20 protein-coding genes are annotated in these 20319 nt (G+C 60.9%); 10 read left to right on the top strand and 10 right to left on the bottom strand.

Going from position 1 to position 20319, the window contains the following annotated elements; translation table 11 throughout:
* Positions 1-83: 83 nt before the first annotated feature.
* Positions 84-413, bottom strand: coding sequence for a DUF1820 family protein (locus ACF6ZU_RS09065; protein WP_007894425.1), 330 nt, complete (start codon positions 411-413; stop codon positions 84-86).
* A gap of 135 nt (positions 414-548) precedes the next feature.
* On the opposite strand from ACF6ZU_RS09065, the gene miaB reads away from it, so the two are divergent.
* From miaB to lnt, 5 genes are all read left to right on the top strand, one after another.
* Entirely contained in the window at positions 549-1877 is a 1329-nt protein-coding gene (gene miaB, locus ACF6ZU_RS09070; protein ID WP_031319146.1) for a tRNA (N6-isopentenyl adenosine(37)-C2)-methylthiotransferase MiaB, read from the top strand.
* A 196-nt stretch (positions 1878-2073) separates the two neighbouring features.
* The gene (locus tag ACF6ZU_RS09075) at positions 2074-3078 is read left to right on the top strand and encodes a PhoH family protein (protein WP_392891697.1); all 1005 of its coding nucleotides are present in this window, start codon (positions 2074-2076) and stop codon (positions 3076-3078) included.
* On the top strand, positions 3071-3565 hold the full coding sequence (gene ybeY / locus ACF6ZU_RS09080) for an rRNA maturation RNase YbeY (protein WP_392891699.1): 495 nt from the start codon (positions 3071-3073) through the stop codon (positions 3563-3565). The genes ACF6ZU_RS09075 and ybeY overlap by 8 nt, the downstream gene beginning before the upstream one ends.
* A gap of 5 nt (positions 3566-3570) precedes the next feature.
* Entirely contained in the window at positions 3571-4410 is an 840-nt protein-coding gene (locus tag ACF6ZU_RS09085) for an HlyC/CorC family transporter (protein WP_017340984.1), read from the top strand.
* A gap of 8 nt (positions 4411-4418) precedes the next feature.
* Positions 4419-5942, top strand: coding sequence for an apolipoprotein N-acyltransferase (gene lnt / locus ACF6ZU_RS09090; protein ID WP_392891701.1), 1524 nt, complete (start codon positions 4419-4421; stop codon positions 5940-5942).
* A gap of 126 nt (positions 5943-6068) precedes the next feature.
* Here the strand turns inward: lnt and ACF6ZU_RS09095 are convergent, their stop codons facing one another.
* Entirely contained in the window at positions 6069-6830 is a 762-nt protein-coding gene (locus ACF6ZU_RS09095) for a YdcF family protein (protein WP_392891702.1), read from the bottom strand.
* Between the two features lie 108 nt (positions 6831-6938).
* Complete coding sequence (locus tag ACF6ZU_RS09100; RefSeq protein WP_392891703.1) at positions 6939-7259, bottom strand: hypothetical protein; 321 nt, start codon at positions 7257-7259, stop codon at positions 6939-6941.
* 279 nt (positions 7260-7538) lie between these two features.
* On the opposite strand from ACF6ZU_RS09100, the gene leuS reads away from it, so the two are divergent.
* From leuS to ACF6ZU_RS09125, 5 genes are all read left to right on the top strand, one after another.
* A complete protein-coding gene (gene leuS, locus ACF6ZU_RS09105) occupies positions 7539-10145 on the top strand; it encodes a leucine--tRNA ligase (protein ID WP_392891705.1) in 2607 nt (868 codons plus the stop codon).
* An 87-nt stretch (positions 10146-10232) separates the two neighbouring features.
* Positions 10233-10838, top strand: a complete 606-nt coding sequence (lptE, locus tag ACF6ZU_RS09110) for an LPS assembly lipoprotein LptE (RefSeq protein ID WP_392891707.1) — start codon at positions 10233-10235, stop codon at positions 10836-10838.
* A gap of 39 nt (positions 10839-10877) precedes the next feature.
* Entirely contained in the window at positions 10878-11915 is a 1038-nt protein-coding gene (gene holA, locus ACF6ZU_RS09115) for a DNA polymerase III subunit delta (protein ID WP_392891709.1), read from the top strand.
* Positions 11916-12130: 215 nt separating this feature from the next.
* Positions 12131-12295, top strand: coding sequence for an alternative ribosome rescue factor ArfA (gene arfA, locus ACF6ZU_RS09120; RefSeq protein WP_008035105.1), 165 nt, complete (start codon positions 12131-12133; stop codon positions 12293-12295).
* Between the two features lie 62 nt (positions 12296-12357).
* Complete coding sequence (locus ACF6ZU_RS09125) at positions 12358-13680, top strand: lytic murein transglycosylase (protein ID WP_392891711.1); 1323 nt, start codon at positions 12358-12360, stop codon at positions 13678-13680.
* Positions 13681-13795: 115 nt separating this feature from the next.
* Here the strand turns inward: ACF6ZU_RS09125 and ACF6ZU_RS09130 are convergent, their stop codons facing one another.
* The 7 genes from ACF6ZU_RS09130 to mltB all read right to left on the bottom strand — a co-directional run bounded on the left by ACF6ZU_RS09130 (position 13796) and on the right by mltB (position 20310).
* Positions 13796-14746 carry an LD-carboxypeptidase gene (locus ACF6ZU_RS09130; RefSeq protein WP_392891713.1) on the bottom strand — a complete coding sequence of 317 codons (951 nt, stop codon included), beginning with the start codon at positions 14744-14746 and terminating at the stop codon, positions 13796-13798.
* 162 nt (positions 14747-14908) lie between these two features.
* Positions 14909-15934, bottom strand: coding sequence for a lipoyl synthase (gene lipA / locus ACF6ZU_RS09135; protein ID WP_392891714.1), 1026 nt, complete (start codon positions 15932-15934; stop codon positions 14909-14911).
* 1 nt (position 15935) lies between these two features.
* Positions 15936-16583, bottom strand: a complete 648-nt coding sequence (lipB, locus tag ACF6ZU_RS09140; RefSeq protein ID WP_392891716.1) for a lipoyl(octanoyl) transferase LipB — start codon at positions 16581-16583, stop codon at positions 15936-15938.
* Positions 16583-16858, bottom strand: coding sequence for a DUF493 domain-containing protein (locus ACF6ZU_RS09145; RefSeq protein WP_008022933.1), 276 nt, complete (start codon positions 16856-16858; stop codon positions 16583-16585). Before ACF6ZU_RS09145 ends, lipB begins: the two co-directional genes overlap by 1 nt.
* Positions 16859-16942: 84 nt before the next feature.
* Positions 16943-18100 carry a D-alanyl-D-alanine carboxypeptidase family protein gene (locus tag ACF6ZU_RS09150; RefSeq protein ID WP_392891718.1) on the bottom strand — a complete coding sequence of 386 codons (1158 nt, stop codon included), beginning with the start codon at positions 18098-18100 and terminating at the stop codon, positions 16943-16945.
* A 186-nt stretch (positions 18101-18286) separates the two neighbouring features.
* A complete protein-coding gene (locus ACF6ZU_RS09155) occupies positions 18287-19300 on the bottom strand; it encodes a septal ring lytic transglycosylase RlpA family protein (protein WP_392891720.1) in 1014 nt (337 codons plus the stop codon).
* The gene (gene mltB, locus ACF6ZU_RS09160; RefSeq protein ID WP_392891722.1) at positions 19300-20310 is read right to left on the bottom strand and encodes a lytic murein transglycosylase B; all 1011 of its coding nucleotides are present in this window, start codon (positions 20308-20310) and stop codon (positions 19300-19302) included. The genes ACF6ZU_RS09155 and mltB overlap by 1 nt, the downstream gene beginning before the upstream one ends.
* Positions 20311-20319 lie beyond the last annotated feature (9 nt).

A 20319-nucleotide genomic window follows, 5' to 3' on the forward strand; every position in this document is an offset into this window, starting at 1 on the left:
TCAAGTGTTCACAGGTTGTGTGTTCACTGAAGATCCAATGTGGGAGCGAGCCTGCTCGCGATGGGCGCACTCGGTCTTGAAGACTACTTCTCAGGCATCGGCATCGGAAACGGCATGACATTGCCGACCGCACCACGGGCCTCGCTGATTTTCGGCGTGCCCAGACGCTCGACCTCGTCGATGCGCACGATCGAATGCATCGGCACGAAACTGCGCACCACGCCTTCGAACTGCGCCTTGAGCTTCTCTTCGCTCGGGTCGACGACCACTTGCGTGCGCTCGCCAAAGACGAATTCTTCCACTTCCAGGAAGCCCCACAGATCGCTCTGATAGATCTGCTTGGCGTACATTTCGTACACCTGTCCCTGGTTGAGGAAAATCACCTTGTAGATTGGAGCTTCACGTTTGGTCATGGCGGGCGAGCAACACGTCGGGGGATAAAAATGAGGGCGCGAACTATAGCATAGCCACCAGACGCGCAGCGGTAGGAACCTGGGAACATGTTCCCTATAATGCGCGGTTCTTTGAATCACGTGATGACTGTATCCATGGCCAAGAAGCTTTACATCGAAACCCACGGTTGCCAGATGAACGAGTACGACAGCTCGCGCATGGTGGATCTGTTGGGCGAACATCAGGCCCTGGAAGTCACCGCTCGCGCCGAAGACGCCGACGTGATCCTGCTCAACACCTGTTCGATCCGCGAACGCGCCCAGGACCGGGTGTATTCCCAGCTCGGTCGCTGGCGCGAACTGAAACTGGCCAACCCGGAGATGGTGATCGCCGTCGGCGGCTGTGTCGCCAGCCAGGAAGGCGCCGCCATCCGCGATCGCGCCCCGTACGTCGATGTGGTGTTCGGCCCGCAGACCTTGCACCGCTTGCCGGAAATGATCGACGCCGCTCGCGCCACCAAGCTGCCGCAGGTCGACGTCTCGTTCCCCGAAATCGAAAAATTCGACCACTTGCCGGAGCCGCGCATCGATGGCCCGAGCGCCTACGTGTCGGTGATGGAAGGTTGCAGCAAGTACTGCACGTTCTGCGTGGTGCCCTATACCCGCGGTGAAGAAGTCAGCCGCCCGTTCGACGACGTGATTGCCGAAATCATTCACCTCGCCGAGAACGGCGTGCGCGAAGTGACCTTGCTCGGCCAGAACGTCAACGGCTACCGCGGGACCACTCACGACGGACGCCTGGCGGACCTGGCCGAACTGATTCGCGTGGTTGCGGCTGTCGATGGCATCGACCGGATTCGCTATACCACGTCGCACCCGCTGGAGTTCTCCGACAGCCTGATCCAGGCTCACGCCGAAGTGCCGGAGCTGGTGAAACACCTGCACTTGCCGGTGCAATCGGGTTCGGACCGCATTCTCTCAGCGATGAAGCGCAACCACACCGCCCTGGAATACAAATCCAAACTGCGCAAGCTGCGCGCCGCCGTGCCGGGGATCTGCATCAGTTCGGACTTCATTGTCGGCTTCCCGGGCGAGACCGAGAAAGACTTCGAACAGACGATGAAGCTGATCGAGGACGTCGGTTTCGACTTCTCTTATTCGTTCGTCTACAGCCAGCGCCCGGGTACACCGGCCGCCGATCTGGCCGACGAGACGCCGGAAGAGTTGAAGAAAGAACGCCTGAACGCCCTGCAACATCGCCTGAACCAGCAAGGTTTCGAGATCAGCCGACAAATGGTCGGTTCGATCCAGCGGATCCTGGTGACCGATTACTCGAAAAAAGACCCCGGCGAGCTGCAAGGCCGGACCGAGAATAATCGAATCGTCAACTTCCGCTGCGACAATCCAACCCTGATCGGCCAGTTCGCCGATGTGCATATTGACGCCGCCCAGCCGCACTCGCTGCGCGGTTCGCTGATCCAGTAACGTTAACTGTAGGAGCCAGCTTGCTGGCGATGAACGATGATGCGGTGTATCTGACCCACCGCAGGGCGCCCATCGCCAGCAAGCTGGCTCCTACAGGTCGGTGTTTGGCACTGGACTATTTAAGAGCTTTCGCACCCGCGCCACTGGCGTTATCCTTGATTTCATCTTAATTGCCCCAGGGCGGCTAAATACGACCTTGAACGCACCCATCGAACCACATCGTTTTATCCTCGAGCCCTTTGAGGCTCGCCGCTTCGCCAATCTGTGCGGGATGTTCGACGAGCACCTGCGCCTGATCGAGCAACGCCTGACCATCGAAATCCGCAATCGCGGAAACCAGTTCGAGCTGATCGGCGATCCCAAGCACACCAGTTCCGCGGAAAACCTCCTGCGCCGCCTGTACCGGGAAACCAAGGGTACCGAGCTGTCGCCGGACATGGTTCACCTGTTCCTGCAGGAATCGACCGTCGAGCAGATTGACAATATTTCCCCGTCCGAACCTTCTGTAGCCCTGCGCACCAAGAAAGGCATGATTCGCCCTCGCGGCCTGAATCAGCTGCGCTACGTGAAGGAAATCCTCGGCAACGATATCAACTTCGGCATCGGCCCCGCCGGTACCGGCAAGACCTACCTGGCCGTTGCCTGCGCGGTAGACGCGCTGGAACGCGAGCAGATTCGCCGCATCCTGCTGGTGCGTCCGGCGGTTGAAGCGGGTGAAAAACTCGGCTTCCTGCCCGGCGACCTGTCGCAAAAGATCGACCCGTACCTGCGACCGCTCTACGACGCGCTCTACGAAATGCTTGGTTTCGAATACGTCGCCAAGCTGATCGAGCGCCAGGTGATCGAAGTCGCCCCGCTGGCCTACATGCGCGGCCGCACGCTGAACAACAGCTTCATCATCCTCGACGAAAGCCAGAACACCACCGTCGAGCAGATGAAGATGTTCCTGACCCGGATCGGTTTCGGTTCCACAGCGGTCATCACCGGTGACATCACCCAGGTCGACCTGCCGAAAGGCACCAAGTCCGGGCTGCACCACGTGATCGAGGTGCTGAAAGACGTGCCGGGCATCAGCTTCACCCATTTCATGCCCAAGGACGTTGTGCGCCACCCATTGGTGCAACGGATCGTCGAAGCCTACGAGCGCTTCGAGAATCGCGTGGCCGACGAAACCCCAAAGGACAGTCGCCGCGATGCTTGAGCTTGATCTGCAACTGGCCACCGAAGCCTCTGCACCCAGTGAAGCCGAGTTCCGCCAATGGTGCGAACTGGGTCTGCGCCAGCGCACCGCCGACTCCGAGATGACCATTCGCCTGGTCGACGAGGAAGAAGGTCGCGAGCTGAACCACACCTGGCGGCAAAAAGATTACGCCACCAATGTCCTGTCGTTTCCTGCCGACGTGCCTGACGAGTTTCTCGACATCCCGCTGCTGGGCGACCTGGTGATCTGCGTCGCCGTGGTCGAGCGTGAAGCCGCGGAACAGGGCAAGGATCCCAAGGCCCATTGGGCACATCTGGTCATTCACGGCTGCTTGCATCTGCTCGGTTACGACCATATAGAAGATGACGAAGCCGAAGAAATGGAAGCACTGGAACGGACGTTGCTTGCCGAACTGGGCTATCCCGATCCGTACGCGGACGACGAAATTGAACCATCCACTATCGTGACAACAAAGGATTCAGAGTAATCGCTATGAGCGAAGATCGATCGAGCAACGGGCAAAAGTCATGGCTGGGTAAGCTCACCCAGGCTTTTGCCCACGAGCCGAAGAACCGCCAGGAGCTGCTGGAGCTTCTGCGCGATGCGCATCAAAACAAGTTGCTGGACAGCGAAGCGCTGGCCATCGTCGAAGGCGCCATCCAGGTTGCGGACCTGCAAGTACGGGACATCATGGTCCCGCGTTCGCAGATGATCAGCATCAAGGCGACCCAGACACCCCGCGAGTTCCTGCCCGCAGTGGTCGACTCGGCCCACTCCCGCTACCCGGTCATCGGCGAAAGCCACGATGACGTGATGGGCGTGTTGCTGGCCAAGGACTTGCTGCCGTTGATCCTCAAGGAGAACGGCGACAGCTTCAACATCAAGGACCTGCTGCGCCCGGCCACCTTCGTGCCCGAGTCCAAGCGCCTGAACGTGCTGCTGCGCGAGTTCCGCGCCAACCACAACCACATGGCCATCGTCATCGACGAATACGGCGGCGTGGCGGGTCTGGTGACCATCGAAGACGTGCTGGAACAGATCGTCGGCGATATCGAGGACGAGCATGACGTCGAGGAAGACAGCTACATCAAGCCGCTGCCCAGCGGTGACTTCCTGGTCAAGGCCCTGACGCCGATCGAGAACTTCAACGAGTTTTTCGACAGCGAATTCTCCAACGACGAATTCGACACCGTTGGCGGGCTGGTGATGAGCGCATTTGGGCACTTGCCGAAACGCAACGAAATCACTGAAATCGGCCCTTATCGCTTTCGCATCCTGAACGCCGACAGCCGTCGGATTCACTTGCTGCGCCTGACCCCTATTGCCCGCTAAGGATTGAAATGCATCGTCTGACCCGCCCCGGCTGGCCCGGTAACCTGCTGGCCGTGGCGGCCGGTGCACTCACCACCCTGGCCCTGGCGCCGTTCGATATCTGGCCTCTGGCGTTGCTCGCGGTCGGTTTTTTTTATGCCGGGTTACGCGAACTGAACCCACGCCAGGCCTTGGGCCGTGGCTGGTGCTTCGGTTTCGGTCTGTTTGGCGCCGGCACCAGCTGGATCTACTACAGCATCCATAACTTTGGCGGCGCATCGGTGCTGCTGGCCGGGTTCCTGATGCTGCTGTTCACCGCGGCGATCGCCTGGTTTTTCGCCCTGCCCGCCTGGATCTGGGCGCGCTGGTTGCGTCGTAACGAAGCACCGCTGGCCGATGCGCTGGCATTCGCAGCGCTGTGGGTCGGTCAGGAAGCCTTCCGAGGCTGGTTCCTCACCGGTTTCCCGTGGCTGTATTCCGGTTACAGCCAGCTCGACGGCCCGCTGGCCGGGCTCGCCCCCGTGGGCGGGATGTGGCTGGTGTCCTTCACCCTGGCCTTGACGGCCGCGCTGATCTACAACGCTTCGCGCCTGTTCAAGACTGGCCGCAAAGGCTTTATCGCGGCGGGCGTGCTGCTGTTGCTCGGCCCATGGGTCGCCGGCATCGCGCTCAAGGGCCATGCCTGGACCAGCCCTTCCGGCGCACCGCTGAGCGTCGCGGCAATTCAGGGCAATATCGAACAAAGCATGAAGTGGGACCCGGCGCAGCTCAACGCGCAACTGGCGCTGTACCGCGACATGAGTTTCAGCTCAAAACCGGTGGACCTGCTGATCTGGCCGGAAACGGCGGTCCCGGTGCTCAAGGAGTCCGCCGAGGGCTACCTGAACATGATGGGAAACTTCGCCGCAGAGCGTAAGAGCGCACTGATTACCGGCGTTCCGATCCGCCAGGAAGTCCGTCACGAGAAGCGCTTCTTCAATGGCATCACCGTGGTCGGTGAAGGCGACGGCACTTACCTCAAGCAGAAGCTCGTGCCGTTCGGCGAGTACGTGCCCTTGCAGGATGTGCTGCGCGGCCTGATTGCCTTCTTTGACCTGCCGATGTCCGACTTCGCCCGCGGTCCCGCCGATCAGGCCATGTTGCAAGCCAAGGGCTATCAGATCGCGCCGTTCATCTGCTACGAAGTGGTTTACCCGGAATTTGCCGCCAGCCTCGCGGCTCGTAGCGATCTGTTGCTGACTATCAGCAACGACACCTGGTTCGGCACGTCCATCGGCCCGTTGCAACACTTGCAAATGGCTCAGATGCGCGCGCTGGAAGCCGGCCGCTGGATGATCCGCGCCACCAATAACGGCGTGACCGGGCTGATCAACCCGTTCGGCCAGATCACTGCGCAGATTCCACAGTTCGAACGCGGCATCCTGTACGGCGAAGTGGTGCCAATGCACAACCTGACCCCGTACCTGCAATGGCGCTCTTGGCCGCTGATCATTGTCTGCGTGCTGTTGTTTGGCTGGGCCCTGGTGGCCAACCGGATGGCAAAAACCGTCTAAGCCCCTGTAGGAGCGAGCCCGCTCGCGAAAGTCGTTAACGATAACGCGGACATCCAGGATGCCAGCGGTGTCTTTGCGTCCATCGCGAGCGAGCTCGCTCCTACAGGACATGTGTCAGATTCTGGATTATCGATAGAACAACGAATACCCGATCTGCCCCACCGCCTCGTTCAACAACTGCCCGTTCTGCCAGATCGACTTCAACTCCGGCATCCAGCCGCCCAGCGGTCGGGCATTGTCCACGCCCAGAAAACCAACCGGCGCGGGCACCACCTCAAACCCCGCCTGTTGAAAACTCCACACGGCTCGCGGCATGTGCCACGCCTGACTGACAATGGCCACCCGTTTGATGCCCTCCGGCAACAGCACCTGGGCGCTGAATTGCGCATTCTCCCAAGTGGTTCGGCTGCGACCTTCCTGCCAGCGTACGGTCACGCCAAAGTCATCGAGCAACGAATCCGCCATCAGCTTTGCCTCGGTCGGCGGCGTGCCGAAGTGCAGGCCGCCGCTGGTCAGCACCGGCAGGCCGGACGCCTTGGCCAGTCGCGCCGCATAACGCTCGCGCTCCAGAGCGACACCGGTCGGCTGATCCGCCCCCCAGGCCGGATCTCCCCGCTCTCGTCCCGCACCGAGCACGATGATCGCGTCGGCCCGCTGCCCCAGCGTTGCCCATTCGTCGCGCCCCAGCGGCGGTATTTGCTCAAGGGCCTTGGCGCCCCACTGCACCACCACCGGCAAACTCATCAGCCAGAAACCGCCCGCGCCCAACGCAAAGCACACGCCGGCAAGCCGCGGCCTTGAGCGGCGAAACCACCAGGCGAGCGCCAGCAACAGCAACAAAATGCCGGGCGGCAGCAGAAGTTGTTTAACGAAGTAACGAAAAGGCATCGAGCATCTCCTGAAGATGCCCGAAGCCTAAGTGGGTTGACGCCATGCGACAACAAATGCGGAAGGGTTATGCTTTAAAAAAACCATACGTCCTGGGTTCAAGTGCCCTTACTTGAATTGCAGAGACCGGACCTTTACCGCGTCTCTGCCGGGTGCCTTGTCCTTGAGCCAGATGATCTTGGCCGAACGTGGTGCGTCGAGTTGCTTCACTGCTTCTGACAAGCATCCGTGTGTCTCACGTTCACTGCGATCCAGATACGCCTTGACCAGTGCAAACTCTGCGGGGCTCAGGCCACGCAATTCCAGCTCCAGGGGACGTTCATCACGCAGCCGGCCGGCGGTTTTCGCCGCGTCCAGGGCCATTCCCAGACGATCGATCAGTCTTTCGTACAGCTCCGGTTTTGTAACTTTTTGCTGTGACTCAACCATCCCTCACCTCATTGAAGATAAGACTCGCTCCCCATTTAGAGCTTAGCTTCCATCAACAAACCGGCTGAACGCCGCGACCAACGGCCCTCGCAGCCATTTCGGCAGGATGCGCGGCAGTAATCAGGGTTTCCCTCGGTAGAGTGCGGTCATGTATGCTACGGCGCTTCCTGTAACTCCACTTCCAGCTCGTCTGGGCACCGAAACGCCGATTTGGCGTGATCACCGTCCAGCGTCGCGTTGAAGAGGATTAGGCCACCCCTATTCAGTTCAAAAGTAGCCATGCACGAACAATATCAGCCCCGTGAAATCGAAGCCGCCGCCCAGTCGTTCTGGGACGAGCAAAAGTCCTTTGAAGTCAGTGAACAGCCAGGCAAGGAAACTTACTACTGCCTGTCGATGTTCCCTTACCCCAGCGGCAAGCTACACATGGGGCACGTGCGCAACTACACCATCGGCGACGTGATCTCCCGCTATCAGCGCATGCAAGGCAAGAACGTCCTGCAACCCATGGGTTGGGACGCCTTCGGCATGCCGGCGGAAAATGCCGCGATGAAGAACAACGTAGCGCCTGCCAAGTGGACCTACGAAAACATCGCCTACATGAAAACCCAGCTGCGCAGCCTGGGCCTGGCGGTGGACTGGTCCCGCGAAGTGACCACCTGCAAGCCGGATTACTACCGCTGGGAACAATGGCTGTTCACTCGCCTGTTCGAAAAAGGCGTGATCTACAAGAAGAGCGGCACCGTGAACTGGGACCCGGTCGACCAGACCGTCCTGGCCAACGAACAGGTGATCGACGGTCGCGGCTGGCGTTCCGGCGCGCTGATCGAAAAGCGCGAAATCCCGATGTACTACTTCAAGATCACCGCCTACGCGGATGAACTGCTGGAGAGCCTCGACGATCTGCCGGGCTGGCCTGAACAGGTCAAGACCATGCAGCGCAACTGGATCGGCAAGTCCCGCGGCATGGAAGTGCAGTTCCCGTACAACGTCGACTCCATCGGCGAAAGCGGCACCCTGAAAGTCTTCACCACCCGTCCGGACACCCTGATGGGCGCCACCTACGTCGCCGTGGCCGCCGAGCACCACCTCGCCAGCCTGGCCGCGCAGAACAACCCTGAGCTGCAAGCGTTCATCGCTGAATGCAAGGGCGGCAGCGTTGCCGAAGCCGACGTCGCCACCCAGGAGAAAAAAGGCCTGCCGACCGGCCTGTTCGTCGAGCACCCGCTGACCGGCGAAAAACTGCCGGTGTGGGTCGCCAACTACGTGTTGATGCACTACGGCGATGGCGCGGTAATGGCTGTGCCGGCCCACGACGAGCGCGATTTCGAGTTCGCCCACAAGTACAACCTGCCGATCAAGTCGGTGGTGCGCACCAGTTCCGGCGACACCAACCCGGCTCCGTGGCAGGACGCGTACGGCGAGCACGGCACGCTGATCAACTCCGGCGAGTTCGACGGCCTCGACTTCGCAGGCGCTTTCGACGCCATGGAAGTCGCGCTGATCAAGAAAAACCTGGGCGCCTCGCGTACCCAGTTCCGCCTGCGCGACTGGGGCATCAGCCGTCAGCGCTACTGGGGCTGCCCGATCCCGATCATCCACTGCGACACTTGCGGTGATGTGCCGGTCCCGGAAGATCAACTGCCAGTGGTCCTGCCGGAAGACGTGGTGCCGGATGGCGCCGGTTCGCCACTGGCGCGCATGCCCGAGTTCTACGAGTGCTCGTGCCCGAAATGCGGCGCTCCGGCCAAGCGTGAAACCGACACCATGGACACCTTCGTCGAGTCCTCGTGGTACTACGCCCGTTACGCCTCGCCGCACTATGAGGGCGGCCTGGTGGAAAAATCCGCGGCTGACCACTGGTTGCCGGTGGATCAATACATCGGCGGTATCGAACACGCCATTCTTCACCTGCTCTACGCGCGCTTCTTCCACAAGCTGATGCGCGACGAAGGCCTGGTGAGCTCCAACGAGCCGTTCAAGAACCTGCTGACCCAGGGCATGGTGATCGCCGAGACTTACTATCGTCGCGAAGCCAATGGCGCCTACACCTGGTTCAACCCGGCGGACGTCGAACTCGAGCGCGACAGCAAGGCCAAGGTCATCAGCGCCAAGCTGATCGCCGACGGCCTGCCGGTGGAAATCGGCGGCACCGAGAAGATGGCCAAGTCGAAGAACAACGGCGTTGACCCGCAATCGATGATTGACCAGTTCGGCGCAGACACCTGCCGCCTGTTCATGATGTTCGCTTCGCCACCTGACATGAGCGCCGAATGGTCCGACTCCGGCGTCGAAGGCTCGCACCGCTTCCTCAAGCGCGTCTGGCGCCTGGCTCAGGCCCACGTGAACCAGGGCCTGCCGGGCAAACTGGACGTCGCCGGTCTGAATGACGAGCAGAAAGTCATTCGCCGCGCGATCCACCAGGCCATCAAGCAGGCCAGCCACGACGTGGGCCAGAACCACAAGTTCAACACCGCCATTGCTCAGGTAATGACGCTGATGAACGTACTGGAAAAAGCCGCGCAAGCGACCGAACAGGATCGCGCGCTGCTTCACGAAGGTCTGGAAACCGTGACGCTGCTGCTGGCACCGATCACCCCGCACATCAGCCACGAGCTGTGGAATCAACTGGGTCACGCTGACCCGGTGATCGACGCTGGCTGGCCGGTGCTGGACGAAAGCGCACTGGTGCAGGACAGCCTGACGCTGGTTATCCAGGTCAACGGCAAGCTGCGCGGCCAGATCGAAATGCCGGCCAGCGCGACGCGTGAAGAGATCGAAGCCGCTGCGCGCATCAACGAAAATGTGCTGCGTTTCGTCGATGGCCTGACTATTCGCAAAGTGATCGTAGTGCCCGGGAAACTGGTCAATATCGTCGCCAGCTAATTGGATCAGGCGCCGGGTGAGCCCGGCGCCGAGTAAAACCTTTCGGGCCGCACGGTCGGCCCACATGGTTTCAAGGGGAGCAACAAGATGATCAAACGCAATTTGCTGGTGATGGGCCTCGCGGTCCTGTTGAGCGCCTGCGGTTTCCAGCTGCGCGGCACCGGCACCTATGAAATCGCCCTCAAGGAACTCGACCTGAGCGCGCGTAACTCCTACGGCGAAACTGTCACGATGATGCGCCAGGTTCTGCAAAGCAACGGCGTCAACATCCACGTCGGCGCACCTTACAAACTGGTACTGGCCGACGAGCAGGAAAGCCAGCGCATCCTCAGCTATGCAGGCGCCGGCCGTACTGGCGAGTATCAGCTGACAACCGTACTCAATTACGACATCCGCAGTGGGAGCAATCTGCCGCTGCTGAGCGACAAGATCGAAGTTCAGAAGGTCTTCATCCACGACGGCAACAACCTCGTGGGCTCCGACCAGGAAGCCAACGATGCGCGCAAGGAAATGCGTCGTGAACTGGTTCAGCGCATGGTGTTGCGTCTGCAACAGATCAGCCCGGCCCAGCTGGACCAGCTGACCCAGACCGCCGAAGCCAAGGCCAAGGCTGACGCCGCGGCACTGGAAGCCGCGCGCAAGGCTGAAGCGGAAACCCCGCGTCAGTCGCCTATCGAAATCCCGCAGCAGTAAGACTTACGGGGCGCTCAGGCGCCCCGTTCGCCCTCTCTTATGAAGCTCGCCCCCGCCCAACTCGCCAAGCATCTGCAAGGCGCCCTCGCGCCGGTCTACGTCATCAGTGGCGATGATCCGCTGTTATGCCAGGAAGCCGCCGACGCGATTCGAGCCGCCGCTCGCCAGCAAGGTTTCGACGAACGCCAGGTGTTTGCCGCCGACGCCAGTTTTGACTGGGGTACGCTGCTGCAGGCTGGCGCGAGCATGTCGTTGTTCGCGGAAAAACGTCTGCTGGAGCTGCGTCTGCCGTCCGGCAAACCCGGTGACAAGGGGGCCGCGGCGTTCATCGAATACTGCTCGCGCCCGGCTGAAGACACGGTATTGCTCATCAGCCTGCCAAAGCTCGACGGCAGCGCGCAGAAAACCAAGTGGGGCAAGGCGCTGGTCGAAGGCCCGCACACCCAGTTCGTGCAAATCTGGCCAGTAGACGCCAGCCAGTTGCCGAGCTGGATCCGCCAGCGCCTGTCCCAGGCCGGGCTTTCCGCCAGCCAGGACGCTGTCGAATTGATCGCCGCGCGTGTCGAAGGCAACCTGCTGGCCGCCGCCCAGGAAATCGAAAAGCTCAAGCTGATGGCCGAAGGTGGCCAGATCACCGTCGAGACCGTGCAAGCGGCGGTGGCCGACAGCGCGCGCTTCGACGTCTTCGGGCTGACGGATGCGATTCTCAATGGCGAGGCGGCCCATGCCCTGCGCATGCTGGAAGGGTTGCGCGGTGAAGGCGTAGAACCGCCGGTCATTCTCTGGGCCCTGGCCCGTGAATTGCGCCTGCTGGCAAACCTCTCGCTGCAATACAGCCAGGGTGTGCCGCTGGACAAAGCCTTCAGCTCAGCCCGACCGCCGGTCTGGGACAAGCGCAAACCATTGATGAGCAAAGCCCTGCAACGTTACTCGGCGCAACGCTGGGCGCAGTTGTTGCTGGAAGCTCAGCGCATCGACGCCCAGATCAAGGGCCAGGCCGCGGGATCGCCGTGGATGAGCTTGAGCCGGCTGTCGTTGTTGATGGCCGGACAGCGGCTGACATTGCCTGCCGAGTAAGACATCACGCCTATTCCTGTAGGAGCAAGCTTGCTCGCGAAGGACGACAACGATAACGCGGGCATCCAGGATGCCAGTGGTGCCTTTGCGTTCTTCGCGAGCAGGCTCGCTCCTACAGGGATGCGAAAGGTCCTACGCAATGCAGGGTCTAGACAGAACCCCAACTTCGGCAGATTATTTCCCCCGCAAAACCCACTCAATCAAGAGATCCGATCATGAGCAAAAAGCCATCCAAGCATGGCCCCAACAAGGCCAAATCCATCATCGCCCAGCCACTGTTCCGCAGCCGTCAGGAACGAGCCGGCAAAGGCAAAGGCAGCTACCGCCGCGAAGCCTTCCAGTCTGACAACTGGGAGGCTTCTTACTTTCTGGCGGCCTGAAAGGCAAGCCAGCGCTCAACATGTTAAGGTCTGCACCTGATTCGTATTCCCTGGACCCGTGCATGCCCTTTTGTATTTCCCGTCGTTGGCACCTGCGCCAATTGATCGCTGCCTCCAGTCTCGTACTGCTAGTCGCCTGCGCGGAAAAACCGACCGCCGCCGACGCCCAACCGCTTCAGACCCTCCCCGTTGCAACAGCCCCCGCGGTAATTCCGCCCGTGGTGCCGACCGGTGAGAACCTCGACATCCAGCCCACCCAGACCTTCGCCGAATGGCAGGCGGGTTTCCGCAAGGATGCACTGGCCGCCGGTATCCGCGCCGACTTGTTCGATCGCGCCTTCGCCAATGTCAGCCTCGACACCAGCGTGATCCGCGCCGACCGCAGCCAGCCGGAATTTTCCCGTCCGGTGTGGGAATACCTCGATGGTGCCCTGTCGCCGCTGCGCGTGCGCAAAGGCCAGGCGCTGGTCAATCAGTACGCGGACATCCTGCAGAGCATCGAGCAGCGCTACGGCGTCGATCGCCAGGCGCTGGTCGCGGTGTGGGGAATGGAGAGTAACTTCGGGCAGTTTCAGGGCAGCAAGTCGGTGATCAACTCCCTGGCGACCCTGGCCTACGAAGGCCGGCGCCCCGGGTTTGCCCACGCGCAATTGATCGCCGCCCTGCAGATCCTGCAACAGGGCGATATCGAACCTGAGAAGATGCTCGGCTCCTGGGCCGGCGCCATGGGCCAGACCCAGTTCATCCCGACCACTTACAACACCCACGCCGTGGACTTCGATGGCGACGGTCGCCGCGACATCTGGGGCAGCTCCGCCGATGCCCTGGCCTCGACTGCGCATTACCTGCAAAGCTCTGGCTGGCAAAGAGGCCAGCCGTGGGGCTTTGAAGTGCAACTACCGGGCAGCTTCAACTACGTTCTGGCCGATGGCACGATTCGCAAGAGCGTCGCCGAATGGCAGCAATTGGGCGTCACGCTCCCTAACGGTGCACAGGTTCCCGCGGGCTCCGAACACTTGTCGGCGGCGCTGTTGCTGCCGGCCGGTTATCGCGGCCCGGCGTTCCTGGTGCTCGACAACTTCCGCGCGATCCTCAAGTACAACAATTCGTCGTCCTACGCCCTGGCGGTCAGTTTGCTGTCCGAGCGGTTCAACGGTGGTGGCCTGATCAGCGGCACCTGGCCGAAGGATGACCTGCCACTGAGCCGCTCCGAGCGGATCGAGCTGCAGAACCTGCTGAGCGCACAGAAGTACGACGCGGGCACGGCCGACGGCATCATCGGCGCCAATACCCGCAAAGCCATCCGCAGCGCCCAGCAGTCATTTGGCTGGCCGGCGGATGGGTATCCGACGCATAAGCTGCTCGAAGGCCTGCGTAACCGCTAAAAGCATCGCGAGCAGGCTCGCTCCCACATTCGATCACTTTCCAATGAAAGAACGCGGTCACCTGTGGGAGCGAGACCGGCTTGCCGGCGATGACTGACTACCAGGCGCTGTAGATTTACCGCTTGATCACAACATCCTGCTCCAACACCAATTCCTTGCTCCCCGCATCCAGCCTCACCAATGCCCCCATCGGCAACGTCAGGTTCGGATCGCAATGCCCGCTGCGCCACCCCGACAGCACCGGTATCCGCAGCGGTTCAAAGGTCTGCTTGAGCAAACGCTCCAGCGCCACCGTATCCACCCCGGCCACATCCCCCACCAGAACCCCACGCAACTTGCCCAGCGTGCCGGCCAGACGCAGGTGCGTCAGAAGCCGGTCTACGCGATACAACGGCTCGTTGATGTCCTCTATGAACAGGATGATGCCCTCGGCATCGATTTCGTACGGCGTGCCCATGGTCGCGGCGATCATCGACAGATTGCCCCCGAGCAAACGCCCGTGAGCGATGCCTGGCTCGATCGTGGTCAACGGATAGGCCACCGGGTGCGTCAGCACGCTGCCGGCCTTCACCTGCCCCCTGAGCATGTTGAAGAACGAAGCCTCGGTAGGTTTTTGCTTGTCGCCCAGCAGGTCAGCATTGAGCAACGGACCATGAAAGGTCACGAAGCCGGCATAACGGCTGATTGCCAGGTGCAGCGCGGTGATGTCGCTGTAGCCGATGAACGGTTTGGCGTTGTTTTGCAGCAACTCGAAATCGATGCGATCCAGCAAACGCGGGGTGCCATAACCGCCGCGCAGACAAATGATGGCATCGACCTCTTTGTCGGCAAACGCCGCGTGCAGGTCATTGAGGCGCACTTCGTCGCTGCCGGCCAGATAGCCGTCCTGCTCGTAGACACCGGGAAATATTCGCAGCGCATAACCGCGAGCCCGCATCCAGGCAACGGCTTTATCGGTGTCCAGCGCTGCGGGGCCCGCAGGCGCGATCACGCCGATCAGCCCTTGCGAAGGCAAGGCCGGCACCGGTGTATGTGGAAACAGAGTGTGGGTGGGTCGAACGGTCATCCATGAATCTCCCTGCGCAAAAGCTTCAGCACACAGTAGTCAGGAACGGGGATAAACAGAAGAGGGTCAGTCGCCCTGCGGGTTGCAGGAAAAGACTGTAGTTGCCGTAGGCACGGCCAATAAAAAACGCCCGCAAGGTCGAAAGACCTTACGGGCGTTTTGTTACAAGGCAGAGATCAGTTCAGCCTTGACCAGCTTCGCCTGCTCGTCGGCGTGGTACGAGGAACGCACCAGCGGGCCGGAAGCGACGTTCTTGAAGCCCATCTTGTAACCTTCCTCGGCGAACCAGGCGAAGGTGTCCGGGTGCACGAAACGCTGGACCGGCAGGTGGCTGCGGGACGGTTGCAGGTACTGGCCCAGGGTCAGCATGTCGATGTCGTGTTCGCGCATGCGCTTCATGACTTCGATGACTTCTTCGTCGGTCTCGCCCAGACCCAGCATCAGGCCGGACTTGGTCGGAATGTGCGGCATCATCTGCTTGAAGCGTTGCAGCAGGGTCAGCGACCACTGGTAATCCGAACCCGGACGCGCGGCCTTGTACAGACGCGGTACGGTTTCCAGGTTGTGGTTGAACACATCCGGCGGCTCGGCAGCGGTAATTTCCAGTGCGACGTCCATGCGGCCACGGTAGTCCGGGACCAGGGTCTCGAGCTGCACGTTCGGCGACAGCTTGCGGATCTCGCGGATGCAGTCGGCAAAGTGCTGGGCACCGCCGTCACGCAGGTCGTCACGGTCCACCGAGGTGATCACGACGTACTTCAATTTCAGGTCGGCGATGGCGATGGCCAGGCTTTCCGGCTCGTTCACGTCCAGTGGTTTTGGACGGCCGTGACCCACGTCGCAGAACGGGCAGCGACGGGTGCAGATGTCGCCCATGATCATGAAGGTCGCGGTGCCGCCGGAGAAGCACTCGCCCAGGTTCGGGCAGGAAGCTTCTTCGCACACGCTGTGCAGTTTGTGTTTGCGCAGCAGGGCCTTGATGCGGTCGACTTCCGGCGAAACCGGGATGCGCACGCGGATCCAGTCAGGTTTCTTCGGCAGTTCGGTGGTCGGAATGATCTTTACCGGGATGCGTGCAACCTTCTCGGCGCCGCGCAGCTTGACGCCGGCTTCAACCTTGGCACGCGGGGCCGGACGCTCGGTAACATCCAGCGTCGGGATCATGGTTTGCACTGCATCAGTAGTCATATCAGTCGATTCCGCCCGTTAGGGTCGTCTGCTCAGCATAGTCGAGGTGTTTGACGAGCTGCGCGCGCAGCCGGGCACTTACCTCGGCAAATTCAATCGATCCTGCGTGATCGCTCAGCTGGGTCATCGCCAGCCCGGCGTAGCCGCAGGGATTAATTCGTTGAAACGGTTCCAGGTTCATGTCCACGTTCAGGGCCAGGCCATGAAAGGAACAACCGTGGCGGATCCGCAGACCCAGGGACGCTATTTTCGCCCCGTCGACATACACACCCGGCGCATCCGGCTTGGCCGCGGCCGTGACGCCGTAACTGGCCAGCAGCTCGATCAGGCAATGTTCCATGCGGGTGACCAGGTCACGCACGCCGAAACCCAGCTTGCGCACATCGAGCAACAGGTAGGCCACCAACTGACCAGGACCGTGATAAGTCACCTGACCACCACGATCGACCTGCACCACCGGAATGTCTCCCGGCAACAACAAGTGCTCGGCCTTGCCGGCCTGGCCCTGGGTGAACACCGGAGGGTGCTCTACCAGCCAGACCTCGTCGGCGGCATCGCTGCCGCGTTCGTTGGTGAAGCGTTGCATGGCATGCCAGACCGGCTCGTAAGCCATCTGGCCGAGCTCGCGAAAGCCCAGCGTGCCAGACATCACAACACCATGTGCACGAAGCCGGTAGCCCGCAGTTCGCTGTTGATGTTGTACAGCTGGTCCTGGTCGGTGGCGACGATGTGCAATTGAATCGTGGTGTACTTGCCATTGGTGCTTTGGCGTTCATCCACACGGTCGTGATTGATCGTCGCGTGTTTCTTGACGATCTCGATGATCCTGTCTTTGTTGCCTACACCGGTATCGCTGATCACCTTAACCGGGTAATCAACGTTGGGGAATTCGATCTTAGGCGCCTTTACTTCGGTATCGGTCATGGCGTAACGGCCTCGTAAGCGTAAGCCGTGGCGACGGGCATAGCCCCACGCCGAATGAGCGCGGGGCCATGCAGGTGCACACTATCAGTTGAACAAGCCGTAGAAGAATAGACGGATGCTATCCCACATGCGACGGAAGATACCACCCTCCTCGACCGCGTCCAGAGCGATCAGGTCAGCGCTGTGCACCACCTTGTCGTCCAGTTTCACTTCGACTTTACCGATCACGTCGCCTTTGGCGATTGGCGCAACCAGTTGAGGGTTCATGGTCATGCTGGCGGCGAGCTTTTTCAGCTGGCCTTTTGGCAGGGTCATGGTCAGGTCTTCAGCCAGGCCGGCCTTGACTTGATTGGTGCTGCCCTTCCAGACAGGGGCCTGAGCCAGCTCGGCGCCTTTCTGATAGAAGGTCTGGGTTTCGAAGAAACGGAAACCGTAGGTCAGCAGTTTCTGGGTCTCGGCGGCACGAGCCACTTCGCTGTTGGTGCCGAACACCACGGCGATCAGGCGCATGCCATCACGTACAGCCGAGGACACCATGCAGTAGCCGGCTTCGTCGGTGTGACCGGTTTTCAGACCGTCAACGGTCTTGTCGCGCCACAGCAGCAGGTTGCGGTTAGGTTGCTTGATGCCGTTCCAGAAGAACTCTTTCTGCGAGTAGATCGCGTAGTGAGCCGGGTCTTCGTGGATGATCGCGCGAGCCAGCACGGCCATGTCGTGCGCCGACGAGTAGTGCTCAGGGTTCGGCAGACCGGTCGGGTTCATGAAGTGGCTGTTGGTCATGCCCAGGTCGGCCACGGTTTTGTTCATCATGTCGGCGAACGCGTCTTCGCTGCCGGCGATGTGCTCGGAGAGCGCAACACTGGCGTCGTTACCCGACTGGATGATGATGCCGTGCAGCAGATCGCTGACGGTCACTTGCGAACCGACCTTGATGAACATCCGCGAACCGCCGGTGCGCCAGGCGTTTTCGCTGACGGTCACCGGGTCGTTTTCGCCGATCTGGCCACGACGGATTTCCAGGGTCGCGATGTACGCGGTCATCAGCTTGGTCAGGCTGGCTGGCGGCAGACGCTGGTCACCGTTGTTCTCGACCAGCACGTTGCCGCTGCTGGCATCCATGAGCACATAGGCTTTGGCGGCCAGTTGTGGCGGCGACGGCATCATCTCGACCGCGAAGGCGGCTGGCGAGAGGAGCAGCGGGACTAGAAGGCACAGGCGTTTGGCAAAGGTGGTGATGTTCATCCGTCTCTCGAAATCGCTAATGGAAACTTGCCTTGGAAGGCAAAAACTAATCAGACAGCCTTCTAACGGGCCATCGCGTGTTCAGTCGTTCACTCAGAACCCTTGCCGGGCTTTTGTTCTTCAGCGAGCCAACAACCAGGTTCACCCCCCAGAACCGCAAGTGAACCGTCAATCAAGTACTACGTATTACTCGGCGGTGACCACGCTCGGTGAACCGAGATTGGCCAGGCGCACGCTGTTCTGCACTTGCTGGATTTCACCCGGCGAACCGATCGGCCCCAGGCGCACCCGATGCAGTGTCTGTTGGTTGCGCACGATCGAGCTGATGAACACCGGAGCGCTCACCATCCCGCTCAGCTTCGATCTCAGGAGTTCTGCAGCGTCCGGGTTGGCGAACGCGCCCACCTGCAGATACTGGCCAGAGGCTGGTACAGAAGCGTTTTTTTTTGCATCGATCTGCACAGGCACGACAGCGGCGGCGTGTTGCTGCGGCGGTGGCGTCCATTGTTCGACCGTGCCGGCGGATGCGGTAATCGTCGGCGCGGCATTTTGCGCTACTTGCGGCTCGTTGAGCATCAAAGGCGCCGGACGGCCTTTGGCGGCCCACCATTGCTGAGGATCGATGCCCTCGACCTTGACCCGCGCCGTGCCGGTTTCGGCATAACCGAGTTTCTTCGCGGCGGCGTAGGACAAGTCGATGATGCGGTCCGAATAGAACGGGCCACGGTCGTTGACCCGCAGAATCACGGTCTTGTTATTGTCCAGGTTGGTCACCCGAACGTAACTTGGCAGTGGCAATGTCTTGTGAGCGGCACTCATGCCGTACAGGTCATACACCTCGCCATTGGCGGTGTTCTGTCCATGGAACTTGGTGCCGTACCACGACGCCGTGCCCGAGGCGACGTAGGTCTTGGACTCTTGCAACGGGAAATAGGTCTTGCCCAGCACGGTGTAAGGGTTGGCCTTGTAAGGCCCGGTGTGCAGGGTCGGCGTGGCATCCGGGATGCGCGATACGTCAACGTCCCACCACGGCGCGCCATCCTTGTGGGCGCGGTTGATGTCCAGCCCCGGCGCAGAGCGCACAGCGGTGGAGGAAGATTTCTGTGTCGGCGCGCGGCTGGTCGAACAACTGGCGACCAGCACTGCCAACGCGGCGAATGCCATCAGCTTCAGGGGTTTATTCATAGGCAATGCCCGCATTACTTGACGCCCCGTGCTTGGACCAGCTGTTCAGACAGTTGATGTACGGCCATGGCGTACATCACGCTGCGGTTATAACGCGTGATCGCGTAGAAATTCGTCAGGCCCATCCAGTATTCGGGGCCATTGTCACCTTCCAGGCGGAATGCCGTGACCGGCATATCATCGCGCAGCGCATCATGACTTGACCACCCCAGCGCCCGCAACTCCCCGACGGTTTTAGTCGGTTCGATGCCCGTGGTCAAACCTTGGTCGACCTGATCGCCCCGCACATCGGCGCGGCTCACCACCGGTTCGCCGGCCACCCAGCCGTGACGCTTGAAATAGCTGGCGACGCTGCCAATGGCATCGTCCGGGTTGGTCCAGATATTAATGTGGCCGTCACCGTCGAAATCCACCGCATAGGCGCGGAAACTGCTCGGCATGAATTGCGGCAGGCCCATCGCCCCGGCGTAAGAGCCTTTGAGGGTCAATGGATCGACCTGTTCTTCACGGGCCAGCAGCAGGAACTCACGCAATTCCTTGCGGAAGAATTCGGCACGGGGAGGATAGTCGAAACCGAGCGTCGACAAGGCGTCGATCACCCGGTAATTGCCGGTATTACGGCCGAAAAAGGTCTCAACGCCGATGATCGAGACAATCACCTGGGCCGGTACGCCATATTCCTGCTCGGCCCGGGCCAGTACCGCCTCGTGCTGCCGCCAGAAGTCCACACCGCGGGCGATGCGCGCGTCGGTGATGAACATCGGGCGATATTCGTTCCACTGCTTGACCCGCTCGGCCGGCTTGGAGATCGCGTCCAGAATCGCCTGCTTGCGCTCGGCTTCGCGGAACACGCCCATCAGCTGCTCACCGGCGAAACCGTAGTCGCGGGTCATTTCACCGACGAATTCGGCCACCTGGGGCGTGCCTTCGTAATCGCCGGCCAACGCGTCCTGCGCGATGCCAAGGATGCTTACCAGGCCGACCCACGGTGCATTGCGAGTCGCCCAGCCGCGCATTACTTGCATTGAAATCTT

Source organism: Pseudomonas migulae (assembly GCF_043225285.1).
In the GTDB taxonomy this organism is placed as follows: domain Bacteria; phylum Pseudomonadota; class Gammaproteobacteria; order Pseudomonadales; family Pseudomonadaceae; genus Aquipseudomonas; species Aquipseudomonas migulae_C.